At 32.4% G+C, this 14,308-nt stretch carries 14 protein-coding genes and 3 tRNA genes; 15 read left to right on the forward strand and 2 right to left on the reverse strand.

Annotated features, from left to right (window positions below):
- Positions 1-3 precede the first annotated feature (3 nt).
- Together lipB and ACNRYB_RS09705 are read left to right on the forward strand one after the other, a co-directional pair.
- Complete coding sequence (gene lipB / locus ACNRYB_RS09700) at positions 4-702, forward strand: lipoyl(octanoyl) transferase LipB (RefSeq protein ID WP_263524518.1); 699 nt, start codon at positions 4-6, stop codon at positions 700-702.
- 300 nt (positions 703-1,002) lie between these two features.
- The gene (locus tag ACNRYB_RS09705) at positions 1,003-1,854 is read left to right on the forward strand and encodes a nuclear transport factor 2 family protein (protein ID WP_473729942.1); all 852 of its coding nucleotides are present in this window, start codon (positions 1,003-1,005) and stop codon (positions 1,852-1,854) included.
- A gap of 49 nt (positions 1,855-1,903) precedes the next feature.
- On the opposite strand, the gene ACNRYB_RS09710 is transcribed toward ACNRYB_RS09705, so the two are convergent.
- Positions 1,904-2,566, reverse strand: a complete 663-nt coding sequence (locus ACNRYB_RS09710) for a ribonuclease HII (RefSeq protein WP_433765635.1) — start codon at positions 2,564-2,566, stop codon at positions 1,904-1,906.
- Between the two features lie 168 nt (positions 2,567-2,734).
- Between ACNRYB_RS09710 and ACNRYB_RS09715 the strand changes: the two genes are divergently transcribed.
- The 5 genes from ACNRYB_RS09715 (at position 2,735) to ACNRYB_RS09735 (ending at position 8,342) form a co-directional block, all read left to right on the forward strand.
- Positions 2,735-4,720 (forward strand): putative porin, encoded by a 1,986-nt coding sequence (locus tag ACNRYB_RS09715; RefSeq protein WP_129746266.1) that lies wholly within the window; start codon positions 2,735-2,737, stop codon positions 4,718-4,720.
- Between the two features lie 50 nt (positions 4,721-4,770).
- Positions 4,771-6,132, forward strand: a complete 1,362-nt coding sequence (locus tag ACNRYB_RS09720) for a pyridoxal-phosphate dependent enzyme (RefSeq protein ID WP_111364141.1) — start codon at positions 4,771-4,773, stop codon at positions 6,130-6,132.
- 78 nt (positions 6,133-6,210) lie between these two features.
- Entirely contained in the window at positions 6,211-6,693 is a 483-nt protein-coding gene (locus ACNRYB_RS09725; RefSeq protein WP_129746265.1) for a 3'-5' exonuclease, read from the forward strand.
- Between the two features lie 77 nt (positions 6,694-6,770).
- On the forward strand, positions 6,771-8,042 hold the full coding sequence (locus tag ACNRYB_RS09730; protein WP_473729943.1) for a DUF2851 family protein: 1,272 nt from the start codon (positions 6,771-6,773) through the stop codon (positions 8,040-8,042).
- A gap of 72 nt (positions 8,043-8,114) precedes the next feature.
- Complete coding sequence (locus ACNRYB_RS09735) at positions 8,115-8,342, forward strand: PspC family transcriptional regulator (protein ID WP_008466940.1); 228 nt, start codon at positions 8,115-8,117, stop codon at positions 8,340-8,342.
- 53 nt (positions 8,343-8,395) lie between these two features.
- On the opposite strand, the gene ACNRYB_RS09740 is transcribed toward ACNRYB_RS09735, so the two are convergent.
- Positions 8,396-9,868 (reverse strand): APC family permease, encoded by a 1,473-nt coding sequence (locus ACNRYB_RS09740; RefSeq protein ID WP_473729944.1) that lies wholly within the window; start codon positions 9,866-9,868, stop codon positions 8,396-8,398.
- Between the two features lie 340 nt (positions 9,869-10,208).
- Here ACNRYB_RS09740 and ACNRYB_RS09745 point away from each other — a divergent pair, with 340 nt between their 5' ends.
- From ACNRYB_RS09745 to ACNRYB_RS09780, 8 genes are all read left to right on the forward strand, one after another.
- Complete coding sequence (locus ACNRYB_RS09745) at positions 10,209-11,018, forward strand: ComEA family DNA-binding protein (RefSeq protein WP_317126347.1); 810 nt, start codon at positions 10,209-10,211, stop codon at positions 11,016-11,018.
- A 13-nt stretch (positions 11,019-11,031) separates the two neighbouring features.
- Positions 11,032-12,171: an acyl-CoA dehydrogenase family protein gene (locus tag ACNRYB_RS09750; RefSeq protein WP_473729945.1), complete on the forward strand. Its 1,140-nt coding sequence runs from the start codon at positions 11,032-11,034 to the stop codon at positions 12,169-12,171.
- Positions 12,172-12,317: 146 nt separating this feature from the next.
- Entirely contained in the window at positions 12,318-12,512 is a 195-nt protein-coding gene (rpsU, locus tag ACNRYB_RS09755) for a 30S ribosomal protein S21 (RefSeq protein WP_026730435.1), read from the forward strand.
- A gap of 89 nt (positions 12,513-12,601) precedes the next feature.
- Complete coding sequence (locus tag ACNRYB_RS09760) at positions 12,602-13,495, forward strand: tyrosine-type recombinase/integrase (protein ID WP_473729946.1); 894 nt, start codon at positions 12,602-12,604, stop codon at positions 13,493-13,495.
- A 32-nt stretch (positions 13,496-13,527) separates the two neighbouring features.
- Positions 13,528-13,830, forward strand: a complete 303-nt coding sequence (hpf, locus tag ACNRYB_RS09765; protein ID WP_008466930.1) for a ribosome hibernation-promoting factor, HPF/YfiA family — start codon at positions 13,528-13,530, stop codon at positions 13,828-13,830.
- A 91-nt stretch (positions 13,831-13,921) separates the two neighbouring features.
- Positions 13,922-13,995, forward strand: a tRNA-Thr gene (locus ACNRYB_RS09770).
- A 59-nt stretch (positions 13,996-14,054) separates the two neighbouring features.
- Positions 14,055-14,135 (forward strand) — tRNA-Tyr (locus tag ACNRYB_RS09775).
- Positions 14,136-14,218: 83 nt separating this feature from the next.
- Positions 14,219-14,290: transfer RNA gene (locus tag ACNRYB_RS09780), tRNA-Thr, on the forward strand.
- Positions 14,291-14,308: the final 18 nt, after the last annotated feature.

A 14,308-nucleotide genomic window follows, 5' to 3' on the forward strand; every position in this document is an offset into this window, starting at 1 on the left:
AAAATGAATAAAAAAATCCAACTTCAGGATCTGGGAAAAAGAGATTATAAATCGACTTGGGAATATCAAGAAGAAATTTTTAAGGACATTGTCGATTTAAAAATCAAGAACAGAAGAGAAGAACTTGATCTGCCAACACCAAATTATTTATTATTTGTTGAGCATCCGCACGTTTATACTTTAGGAAAAAGTGGCGATCTTGAAAACTTGTTATTAAACGAAAAACAATTAGAAGCCAAAGGAGCGACTTTTTATAAAATCAACCGTGGCGGTGATATTACATATCATGGGCCCGGGCAAATTGTAGGTTATCCGATACTTGATTTAGAAAATTTCTTTACCGATATTCATAAATACTTGCGTTTTTTAGAAGAATCAATTATTCTAACTTTAGCAGAATACGGCTTAGAATCGGGCAGGAGCGAAGGAGAAACTGGAGTTTGGCTTGGCGTTGGAACTCCGTTTGCACGCAAAATCTGTGCAATGGGTGTTCGTGCTTCACGCTGGGTTACCATGCATGGATTTGCCTTAAACGCAAATGTCGATTTAGGATATTTTGACAATATTATTCCTTGCGGTATTCGCGGAAAAGGCGTCACATCATTAAACGTCGAACTTGGCGTAGAAAAAGTAGATGAAGAAGAAGTAAAAGCAAAAATCATCAAACATTTAAAAGAGCTATTTGAAGCTGAATTTGTTTAAATAACCTTCTAAAAATATAAACCGTTTCAAGTTTTTTTGAGACGGTTTTTTTATTTTCTTCCAATAAAATAAGACTATTTCAAGATAAACGAAGTATATTCTTTCTCTAAATGGGATTTCAATATTTAGATAGAAAGCTGTTTTTTTCTAAAATTATATTCAAAAGTTTTAAAAAGTATTTGGCAAAAGTTAAGATTTTGAAAGGATGGCAAATTGCGCAACTTTTGTAATTCCCGCCAGTATTTATGCTAAATTTGAAACATTACTAATAAAGTTTAATCAAATCTAATTTCATTGCTTATGAGAAAAATCTACTTATTATGTTTTCTTTTTATTCTTAATGGTCTTTTTGCTCAAAAGAAAGATAAATTATATCCGATTACGGTTTATGAAAAAGTGTGGCAGGAAAAAAATAGTGATGCCAGATTAAAACTAATTAAATTGATTTGGTTAGAAGACAGTACTTTTGAAGATCCGTCTGCATCTACAAAAGGAATTGTCGCATTTAATAATGTTATTAACGAATTTTACAAAAAGAATCCTGATGCAGTTTTAACCTCGGGAGCCAAAATTGTAAAAGACAATTATGTAACCTGGGAATGGAAAGTTCTTGATTCTAAAAACAATCTTATAATGGCTGGCCGCGATTTTGCACGTTTAAATGGCAAAGGGCAAGTAAGTAAAATTATTGGTTTTTGGGATAAAGGAGCATCTCTATCTGAAGCGGATATTTTGAAAAACTTAGAAGCTGATAATTTAAAAGTAGTAGCAAAATATTACGAAAGCCTTTTTAAAACAAGAGATTTTGATGCTTTGGCTACTGTAGTGGCAGATGGCGCAGTTTACAGTCAAGCGACAGGTTTGCCTTACGGAGGTACTTACACAGGTTTTAGTGAATGGACTAAAATGTTCACAAAATCAACAGAGTTTTTTGATTTGCAAATAGAGAAAGAACCAACTTATTTTAGCGATGCTTCTAAAAATGAAGTTGTCATTTATTTTACAATAAGCTGCAAAGCTAAAAAATCGGGTAAAACAATGTCAGTTCCAATTTCAGAACATTTCGATTTGAAAGATGGAAAAATTACGGCAGTAAGACCTTTTTATTACGATACAAAACAATTTGCTGAGTTTTTAAAAAGTAAAAAGTAAAAAGTAAAAAGTAAATAAAAAACGACCTAATTATTTAGGTCGTTTTTTATTAAAACAAATCGAGTTCTAACTGTTCTGGTAAAAGTCTAAAACTCATTCTATGGTATTTTGTCGTTCCAAATTCTTTGATAGCTTCGCGATGCTCTTTGGTTGGATATCCTTTATTTTGTTTCCAATTATACATCGGGAATTCTTCATGAATTTTATCCATATATTCATCGCGATACGTTTTAGCTAAAATAGATGCTGCGGCAATACTCAAATATTTCCCGTCGCCTTTTATAATACTTTGATTCGGAATCGATTTTAATAACGTGATTTCATCAGACGTAAATTGTTTTCCAAAAGTATTTTTAAGTCCAAGTTTTGCATTTAAAGCGCGATTTCCATCGACAATAATGAATTCTGGAATATGTTTTAACTTCAAAATGCATTCTTGCATTCCTTTCATCGAAGCATTAAGAATATTTATTTCGTCAATTTCATCTGGAAATAAATGAGTAACAGCATAACACAAAGCTTCTTTTTCTATAATAGGTCTTAAAAGAGCTCTTGCTTTTTCTGATAATTGCTTACTGTCATTTAAAATTGCATTTTCAAAATGTTCTGGTAAAATTATAGCAGCGGCAGTAACCGGACCAGCGAGACAGCCTCTGCCAGCTTCGTCAGTTCCAGTTTCTAAAACAAATCCTGAGAAATTTTTTTCGAGCATTTTTTAGGTTTTAAATAACAAATAAGATGAAATTTTCAGCAAAAATATTCGTTTTCGTACTGTCAGCCAAGGCAATTGTATAAAATGAAGTGTTTTTTTATTTATTTGTTTTTATAATTTACCTTTGCTTAGCAAATTTTGACAAAATAAATTTATACAAAGCCATCAATGAGAATATTCATTTTTCTATATCTATTAGTTGTTCCAACTTTATTGTTTTCGCAAGGGAAAAAACCTGCTTCTAAAAGTAATTTAGATATGAATACGGAATATTCAAGTATAACGGATACCGTAAAAAAGAAAAAACAAAAAATAGCGACAATAGATCAATATAAAATTGTGACATTAGAACATGATACCATTTATGCAGATACTTCACTGACGATTAAAAGTGCTTACAGACAGAACCATTTAAGAAAAGATCTTTTTGGACTTCAGGAGTTTTCTAATATTGGCCAGCCATTAAATACGTTGCAATATAGTTTGACGAGCTTTTCTCCTTATCCAGAAATTGGTTTTAACGGGAAGCATTCTCTATATATGCAGGCAGATCAAATTAGATATTATTCTGTTGCAACTCCCTTAACAGAGTTGTTCTTTAATACTACTATAAAAAAAGGACAAAATGTAGATTCTTTCATCACATTAAATGCTTCTAAAAATCTTAATTTCTCTATAGCTTATAAAGGATTAAGATCTGAGGGAGATTATAATAATCAATTGGTTAGTGCTGGAAATTTAAGAATTACAACCAGTTATGCTACAACCAATAAGCGTTACGCAATAAACGCGCATTTTACAAATCAGGATATATTGAATGAGGAAAATGGAGGTATTACAAACGATGCTGATTTTGAAAGTGATAATAAAGATTATAAAAATCGACAAAGATTGCAGGTATATTTAACTGACGCAGAGTCATTTTTAAAAGGAAGAAGATTGTTTTTTGACCATGCCTTTAGAGTAAATCAAAATGATGCAAGCAATAACCTATATATAACACATCAATTTAACTATGAATATAAAGATTATGAATATAAACAGCCAACTGTAATTTCAACAATAACAGCTAACGATGGATCAACTACGCGAATACAGCGATTTGGCGACTCGTACGCAGCAAGCAATATTAACGATCAGACTAAATACGAAAGATTGTATAATAAAGTAGGAGCGGCTTATGAGAATTCTCTTTTAGGTAAGTTTATATTTTTTTTAGACGATTATAGATCCAATTATAAATACAACAGAATTATTGTTAATGCTGACGGAAGTGCGGTTCCAGATAATTTGTTTTTGCAGTTTAATAATTTCGGTGCTCAATACGAGTATCAGAAAAACAAATGGAATGGTAGATTTTTGTATTCAAGATCAATTACCAATCAGTCGCTTTCAGATTTAGACGCTAAGCTGCGATACAATATGAGTGAAAAAATCAAATTTGATTTCAGATATCGCAACATTAATAAATTGCCGAACAATAATTATAATTTGTACCAAAGTAGCTGGATTTCGTACAATTGGTCTAATAATTTTAAAAACGAAAAAATCAATTCGTTAAGTGCAGAGATTACAACTCCATGGTTAACAGGACAAGTTCAATATACAGTTCTAAAAGATCATTTATATTTTACTGATATGGCTACAGACGCAGAAAAAGCGGCAAGTGAGCAGATTGTGAAACCAATGCAATACGGAAATGTAATTAATTATTTAGAGATAAAAGCAAGCCGAGAATTTAAATTTGGACCTTTTGCATTAGATAATACACTTTTATATCAGAAAGTAGATCAGTCAGATTTAATTTTGAATGTGCCTGATTTTGTGACTAGAAACACATTCTATTACTCAAATCATTTATTTAAAAAAGCATTGTTTATGCAAACAGGGCTTGTATTTAATTATATGACGAAATACTATGGAGATGATTATAATCCTGTTATTGCAGAATTTTTTGTACAGCAGGATAAAAAAACCGGAGGTTTTGCAACATTCGATTTCTTTGTAAATGCCAGAATACGCCAGACCCGTTTTTATTTAAAAGCGGAACATTTTAATGCTTTATTTACACAAAGCAACTATTATGCGGCGCCACATAATCCGTATCGTGATTTTGTGCTTCGTTTTGGTCTGGTTTGGAATTTCTTCCAATAAAAACTGGCTTTATTTTTTATTTAGAACCACTTAATAAAACTTAAATAAAAATGGACTTTTCAAATAACATTTTAGAAACAATTGGTAACACACCATTAGTAAAACTCAACAAAATTGTTGCTGAAATTGATGCGTTAGTATTGGCAAAAGTCGAAACCTTTAATCCTGGTAATTCTGTAAAAGACAGAATGGCTGTAAAAATGATTGAAGATGCTGAGGCAGATGGCCGACTAAAACCAGGAGGAACTATTATTGAAGGAACTTCTGGAAATACGGGAATGGGACTTGCACTTGTTGCAATCGTAAAAGGATACAAATTAATTTGTGTGATCTCAGACAAACAGTCTAAAGAAAAAATGGATATTCTTCGTGCTGTTGGAGCAAAAGTTGTTGTTTGTCCTACAGATGTTGAACCTACAGATCCACGTTCTTATTATTCGGTTTCAAAGCGTTTGGCAGAAGAAACTCCAAATTCTTGGTATGTAAATCAGTATGATAATATGTCAAATTCGTTGGCACATTACGAACAGACAGGACCTGAAATTTGGAAACAAACAGACGGAAAAATTACACATTTTGTTGTTGGAGTAGGAACGGGGGGAACGATTTCTGGAGTTGGAAAATACTTAAAAGAGCAAAATCCAAATATCAAAATCTGGGGAATTGATACTTATGGTTCTGTTTTTAAAAAATATCACGAAACGGGAATCTTCGATGAAAACGAAATTTATTCTTATATAACAGAAGGTATTGGAGAAGATATTTTGCCTAAAAATGTTGATTTTTCTCTAATTGACGGCTTTACAAAAGTAACCGATAAAGATGCTGCGGTTTATACTAGAAAGATTGCTCTTGAAGAGGGTATTTTTGTTGGAAATTCTGCAGGTGCTTGTATAAAAGGTTTATTACAGTTGAAAGAACATTTTAAGCCAGATGATGTTGTAGTAGTGCTATTTCACGATTCTGGAAGCCGATATGTAGGTAAAATGTTCAACGATGATTGGATGCGTGAACGCGGATTTTTAGAAGAAAACGTAACAAAAGCAGAAGATGTTATCAAAGATCATATTGATAAAGAACTGATTGTAGTGCGTACTGAGGAATTAGTTTCGCATGCAATTGAGCGTATGCGTAAATATAAAATTTCGCAGATTCCGGTTGTTGACATCAACGGTTTTGTTGGTTCTGTAGACGAAACAGATTTGTTTAGAAGCTATGTTGCTGATAAAAATGTAGCCGAAAAACCAATTAAAGAAGTAATGGGTAAACCTTTCCCAATTGTAAAATTAGGAACGCCAATTGAGGAAGTTTCAAAACTTTTCAGCAAAGAAAATGATGCTGTTTTAGTTGATTTAGGAAACGGACATCACCACATTATCACTAAATATGATATTATTGGCTCAATAAAGTAAGCCTTTACAAATAATAACAATCCATAAGCCTAATTGTTTTACGATAAGGTTTATGGATTTGTCTTTTTAAAATAAAATATGAATTTTACTGCTATTGATTTTGAAACTGCGACAGGATATCATCCGTGCTCTGTGGGAATTGTTACGGTTGAAAACGGAATTATTGTAGACGAATATGTTTCTTTAATTAAACCGCCAAATAATGAATATAATCCGTTTACGATTCGTGTTCACGGAATTTATCCTAAAGATACAGTCAATGCAAAATCTTTTTTTCAAATTTATCCTGAGATTGAAAAAAGGTTAAAAAATAGAGTTGTGGTGGCACACAATGAAAGTTTTGATCGTAATGTTTTAATGAAAACAATGCTGCTTCATGGCTTAAATTATGATGATTTGAACATTGCTACAAAATGGGAGTGTACCGTTAAAATCTATAAAGCTAAAGGTATAAAACCAACCAAATTAAGTGATTGCTGTCGCGAAATGAATATTCAGCTAAATCACCATGAGGCACTATCAGATGCAAGAGCTTGTGCTAAATTGTACTTGCTTCGTTAAATAATTTCACTTATTTGTAAGAATAATATTAAAATTTAATTACTTTTAGATTTTGTAATTACACTATAAAATCTAAAATGAAAGAAGACTTCCTTCATTACCTCTGGAAATTCAAGAAGTTTGGTAGCTTGAATTTAAAATCTGCTCAAGGGGAAGAAATAACCATCATTAAAACAGGCGATTATTTGGAGCTTGCTGGGCCTGATTTTTTTAATGCTCATATAGAAATCGGAAATCAGAAGTGGGCCGGTAATGTAGAGATTCATTTAAAATCTTCAGACTGGTATTTGCATAATCATGAAAAAGATGCCGCTTATAAAAATGTGATTCTTCATGTCGTGTGGGAAAATGACACAGCCATTTTTAGAGAAGACAATACAGAAATATCCGTTCTAGTCCTTAAAGATTATGTTTCAAAAGAAATAATCGAAAATTATAATGCATTAGTTTCTCCAAAAACATGGATTTCTTGTGAAAGGCAATTAAAAGAGATTGACAAATTTGTGTTTAAGAACTGGCGAGAAAGATTGTTTTTTGAACGTTTAGAGCGAAAATCCAAGTTTATTTATCAATTATTAGAAGAAACCAATCAAGATTGGGAAGCGGTCTTATTTTGCCTTCTGGCAAAAAATTTTGGTTTAAATACCAACGGAAATTCCTTTTTGCAGATATCAAAAGCAATTCCTTTTTCAGTAATTAGAAAAGAAAGTTTTGAAGTCGAAAATCTTGAAGCGCTTCTTTTTGGAACTTCAGGATTATTGGAAACAGAAAAAGAAGATATTTATTATAAAGATTTAAAGTTTCGATATTTTTATTTGCTGCATAAATATCAGATAGAAAAGACTTATGCAGATCCTCTTCAGTTTTTTAAGCTTCGCCCAGATAATTTCCCGACTATTAGGCTTTCTCAATTAGCATCTTTATATCATAGGCATCAAAATCCATTTTCAAAAATAATTGATTTAAAATCTGTTGATGAAGTATATCGATTGCTGAATATTTCTGCAAGTCTGTATTGGCAGAACCATTATCAGTTTGATAAAGAAAGTCCAAAGAAGTCTAAGATGCTTTCTAAGTCATTTATAGATTTAGTGATTATTAATACTATAATGCCGCTTCAATTTGCTTATTCTAATATAAGGGGCGAATCAATTGCCGAAGATTTGATTGACTTTATAAATGAAGTTGCTCCAGAGAAAAATGCCATTATTGACAAGTTTAATTCGTTTGGAATAAAGTCTCAGTCGGCATTTGAAAGTCAAGCATTACTTGAACTTAAAAATGAATATTGTGAGCATAAAGCATGCTTAAAATGTGCTATAGGATTAGAACTGCTTAAAAATAATTAGATAATTTGTACTTTTGTAATCCTGAGCAGTCGGGAATCCAAAAATCTAAAGTCTAAAATCTAAAATATCAAGATGTCGGCAATTTTAAAACTTAAATTCTTTTTTGAAAAATATGGTTTTCATGTTTCTTCAAGACTAGCAGATAAACTCGGAATGCGCGTAACAAGTGTCAGATTGTTTTTTATCTATATTTCTTTTGTTACAGCCGGTTTAGGATTTGGAGTTTATTTGACTCTTGCTTTTTGGATTAGACTAAAAGATCTAATCCGATCAAAAAGAACATCAGTATTTGATTTATAAAAAAAAGCTCCAAATTTAAATTTGGAGCTTTTTTTTATGACTAGAATTGAGAATTATTCAAAATCCGCATCTGTATTATTAAGTCTAGATCTTTTCTTGCTATATCCAAAGTATACAATGATACCAAGAATAAGCCATCCAAAAGATAATAACTGTGCATCTTTACTTAAGTTAAAAATTAAATAAGAGTTGATTGCAATTCCTAGTACCGCAATAACTGGTAAAGCAGGAACTTTAAATGTTCTGGTTAATCCTGGTTGTTTTACTCTTAAAATCCAAACAGCGATACAAACCATTGTAAAGGCAAACAAAGTACCAAAACTTGTCATATCTGCCAATTTGTTGATTGGAGTAAAAGCCGCAACAGTTGCGATAATAACGCCAAGAATCATTAAGTTTGTTTTTGGAGTTCCAGAAATAGGGTTTACTTTAGAGAAAACAGAAGGAATTAAACCATCTTTAGACATTCCAAGGAAAATTCTAGATTGTCCCATAATCATTACCATTAATACAGAAACTAAACCAATAGTAGCAGCAACTGTAATAATAAATCCAGCCCATCCTTGTCCAGCAATATCAAATGCGTAAGCAACAGGAGCTTTAATAGCTTCAGGGTATTTTCCTAGCGGGTTAAAGTCTTGGTAGTTCATCATTCCTGTTAATACTAAAGAAACAAGAATATATAATGTAGTACAGATTAATAAAGAAGCAATGATCGCAAAAGGGACATCTTTTTTAGGATTAATAGCTTCTCCTGCTTGTGTAGAAACGGCGTCAAAGCCAACGTAAGCAAAGAAAATAGCAGCAGCTCCAGAGATAATACCTCCAATTCCGTAAGCATTGTGAGTAGTTTCTTTTTCAACAATCTGAGTTGCTTCAGGAATAAATGGGCTCCAGTTTGCTGTGTTAATGAAGAAAAGACCAGCAATAATTACGAAAATAACGGCAGATACTTTAAGAATTACAATAGCATTATTTGCTTTTGCTGCACTTTTTGTTCCTTTAATAAGTAATGAAATGACTAAAATAACGATCAAGAAAGCAGGAAGATTCATTGAGAAGCCTTCTCCTGTATAACTTGCAGGATCTGTTGTAAGCCAATCAGGAAGTTTTATATGAAATAATTTCAGTAGTTTATTAAAGTAACCGGACCAGGAAACTGCTACAGTCATAGATCCCATTGCATATTCGAGAATTAGTCCCCATCCAATAATCCAGGCAAAAACTTCTCCAATCGTACCATAAGCATATGCGTAAGCAGATCCTTCGACAGGTAAGATAGAAGCAAATTCAGAATAGCAAAGAGCCGCAAAAACACACGCAATACCTGCGATGATAAACGAAATTGCTAATGCTGGACCAGCATGATAATAAGCCCCAGTACCTGTAAGTACAAAAATTCCACCGCCGATAATGGCACCAACACCAATGGCAGTAAGACTCCATTTTCCTAGGACTCTCTTTAAATCACTTTTTTTCATATCGGCTTCAAAGGCTGATATAGGTTTAACTCTCCAAATTGACATATTATTTTATTGGTTTATTTGTTATTAAGTGCCAAATGTATTGTTTTTTGTAAAAAATAAAAACAATTATCATGTTTTAAGTTATAAAATCTTTGTTTTTTTTACAGTACTCGTAAGAAAGATTCTCTAAGCATTGACATTCATTAAATTAATTGACGTTTTGTAATAGATTCGATAATTTTTTAAAAACTACTTTTCTTACTAATTTTCTTGATAAATTTGAGGGATTTTTCTTAATTTATTCTTTGAAAATATTTTTAGCATGAATTTTAAGCCTCTAAACAAGTATTTTTATTTTACAAAACAGCAACGCATAGGTATTTTTATGCTCTTTCTTATTATGATAGGATTACAGTTGTTTTATTTATTATCCGATTTTAATATTTTGGAAACTAAAAATCCAGAAAAAGTGCAGTGGCTTGCGCTTCAGTCAGAAATTGATCAAGAGAAATTGACTGATAAAAACGCAAAGCCAACTAATTATCTTTTTAATCCTAATTTTATTTCTGACTATAAAGGGTACAAGCTTGGAATGTCGGTTGAAGAAATTGACCGTTTAATGGCATTTCGCAGAGAAAATAAATATGTAAACTCAGCAGAAGAATTTCAAAAAGTTACTGGAGTTTCAGATTCACTATTACATAAAATTTCTCCTTTATTTAAGTTTCCAGATTGGAAACAAAATAAAAGTAACGAAAGTGCTGATAAAAAAGATTTCGCTGTAAAAAGTTTTCCTAAAAAAGAAAAGCTTGAAATATTGGACATCAATCAGGCTACCAAAGAAGACTTAATGAAAATTTACGGAATAGGAGAAGGGCTTTCGACTAGAATATTAAGCCAAAAAGAAATTTTAGGCTCTTTTGTGTCAATGGAGCAAATGAAAGATATTTGGGGACTTTCGCCAGAAGTTATCAACGAATTAAATAGTCATTTTAAAGTTGTCGTTCCTTTAAATATGAAGAAAATTAACGTAAATGAGGCGTCGATAAAAGAATTAGCTCAGTTTACGTACTTTAAATATGGACTCGCAAAACAAATTGTAACGTATAGAAGCATGAATGGAAATTTTAATAATATTGAGGATTTGATAAAAATTAAAGATTTTCCTGTTGAAAAAGCAAAAATAATTAGTTTATATTTGGAGTTCTAAAAGAAACTAACTCATGAACTTTGATTACAACGAAACGCAGATAATGATTGCACAGTCTATAAAAGACTTTGCAGAAAAAAATATTAGACCTTATATAATGGAATGGGATGAAGCGCAGATTTTCCCAATTCCGTTATTTAAGCAACTTGGCGAGATGGGCTTCATGGGAGTTTTAGTTCCAGAAGAATATGGAGGTTCTGGTTTGGGTTATCATGAATATATTACAGTAATCGAAGAGATTTCTAAAGTGGACCCGTCAATAGGTTTGTCTGTTGCGGCGCATAATTCTTTATGTACAAATCATATCCTAACTTTCGGAAACGAAGAACAAAAGAAAAAATGGTTGCCAAAATTGGCTACAGCAGAATATATAGGTGCGTGGGGATTAACAGAGCACAATACAGGCTCTGATGCTGGGGGAATGAATACGACCGCCGTTAAAGATGGCGATCATTGGATTGTAAATGGTGCAAAAAACTTTATTACGCACGGTATATCTGGAGATGTTGCTGTTGTAATAGTTCGTACTGGCGAAAAAGGCGATTCTAAAGGAATGACGGCATTTGTGTTTGAAAAAGGCATGAAAGGTTTTTCATCTGGTAAAAAAGAAAATAAATTAGGAATGAGAGCAAGCGAAACGGCTGAATTGGTTTTTGATGGCTGTCGTGTTCCTGATGCAAATAGATTAGGAGAAGTTGGCGAAGGTTTTGTACAGGCTATGAAAATTCTTGATGGTGGAAGGATCTCTATTGGAGCTCTTTCTTTAGGAATTGCAAAAGGAGCGTATGAAGCCGCATTGAAATATTCAAAAGAAAGACATCAATTTGGACAGCCAATTAGTAATTTTCAAGGAATCTCCTTTAAATTGGCAGATATGGCAACGGAAATTGAGGCTTCGGAGTTACTTTTGCATAAAGCGGCTTATTTGAAGCAACAGTATAAACCAGTAACTACATCTGGTGCTATGGCAAAAATGTATGCATCAGAAGCTTGTGTTAAAATTGCAAATGATGCAGTTCAGATTCATGGAGGTTATGGCTATACTAAAGACTTTCCAGTAGAAAAATTCTATAGAGATTCTAAATTATGTACTATAGGAGAAGGAACAACTGAAATTCAGAAGTTGGTTATTTCTAGAAATTTATTGAAATAATGGTGTTTAAAAGGTAAATGAAGTAAATGGAAAATGGTTTTTCTTTCTGATTTTAAGTCTTAAGTGAAAATAATTCAAAATTTATAACTCATAATTCATAATTAATATATACATTTGCAGCCTTAACGAGAGGAGGTGTCTATATTATGTTAATTATACCAATTAAAGACGGAGAAAATATCGATAGAGCATTAAAGCGCTATAAAAGAAAATTTGATAAAACAGGAACTGTTCGTCAATTAAGAGCACGTACTGCTTTTATTAAGCCTTCTGTTATCAAAAGAGCCCAAATCCAAAAAGCGGCTTACATTCAAGGCTTGAAAGATAGTTTAGAAAGTTAATATCAGCTTTTCGAAAATAATTACCGTTAGTGGTCAAAATGTTTTAATTTTGATGCTAACGGTTTTTTTATGCTTAATTTTTAGATTTTATGAAAACGAATAAAGAAGCTTTTTCGGATTATCTTTTATTGGAAAAAAAATATTCTTCGCATACTGTTGGCGCTTACTTGAATGATATAACGGCTTTTGAATCTTTTGTAAAAGAGTCTTTTGATCAAGAAAGTATTGATTTGGTGAATTATAGCCAAGTGAGAAGTTGGATTGTTTTTCTAGTTGATCAAGATATTTCAAATGTTTCGGTAAATAGAAAGATGGCTTCTCTAAAAGCTTATTACAAGTTTCTTTTAAAATCAAAGCAGATTGAGATTAATCCGATGCTGAAGCATAAGTCTTTGAAAACTCCAAAAGTGGTTCAGGTTCCTTTTTCGGAAAAAGAATTGAAGGATTTGCTGGGTGGGATGGAGGCTCCGGTTGGTTTTGAAGAAATCCGAGATAAGCTTATTGTAGAGATGTTTTATGTTACGGGGATGCGTCGGGCGGAATTAATTCATTTGATGATTAAGAATGTTGATTTTTCAGGTAATACGATTAAGGTTTTAGGGAAAAGAAATAAAGAGCGCATTATTCCTATTTTGCCAATTATTGCTGATCAAATTGATTTGTATATAAAGGAAAGGGATGGTTTGGAAAGTTTAGTTGATTCGGACTATTTTTTTGTTTCGAAAAAAGGGTTAAAATTGAGCGAATCTTTTGTTTATCGTTTAATAAATTCATACTTTAGTAGGGTCTCAGAAAAGGTAAAAAAAAGTCCGCATGTGCTTCGTCATACTTTTGCAACACATCTTTTAAATAATGGGGCAGATTTGAATTCAGTTAAAGAATTGCTAGGGCATTCTAGTTTGGCGTCTACACAAGTTTATACTCATAATAGTCTTGCGGAACTTAAAAAAGTATATAAGGGTGCGCATCCAAGAAGTAAATAGTGATTCTAAATGTTAATCCTAAAATTTTTATTATGAAGGTAGATGTTCATGCAGTTAATTTTACTGTCGACAGAAAATTGGTCGATTTTATCCAAGAAAGAATGGGTAAGCTAGAGAAATACTACGATCGTGTGGTTTCATCAGATGTTTTTTTAAAAGTAGAAAGAACAAGTGATAAAGAGAATAAGGTGGTGGAGATAAAGATTAATGTTCCTGGTGATGATTTTTTGGTAAAAAAACAGTGTAAAACATTTGAAGAGGCGGTTGAGCTTTCTGCAGAGTCGTTAGAACGTTTGCTGGTAAAAAGGAAGGAAAAAATAAGAGCGCACATTTAATTGAAATTTTTTTTTAAAAAATGTTTTGATTAAAAGATAAAATAGCTACATTTGCAGTCCGTTAGAAATAGCGGACTTTTTTAATGTATTCGCCGATGTAGCTCAGCTGGCTAGAGCAGCTGATTTGTAATCAGCAGGTCGTGGGTTCGAGTCCCTCTATCGGCTCAATAAATTTCAAATGCGATTTGAAATTGGTTCTTAAAAATAATGGAATTTTAAAATTAGGGGAGATACTCAAGCGGCCAACGAGGGCAGACTGTAAATCTGCTGTGTGAACTTCGCAGGTTCGAATCCTGCTCTCCCCACAAAAAAAAGAGGTTAAGGTTTTGGGTTTTAGGTTTTTAAAAATCTAAAATCTAAATTCAGAAATCTAAAATCAGAACTCTCTGCCGGTGTAGCTCAGGGGTAGAGTGCTTCCTTGGTAAGGAAGAGGTCTCGGGTTCAAATCCCGACATTGGCTCAAGTAAGTAGGAAATTG

This window comes from Flavobacterium sp. CR10, from assembly GCF_055814415.1.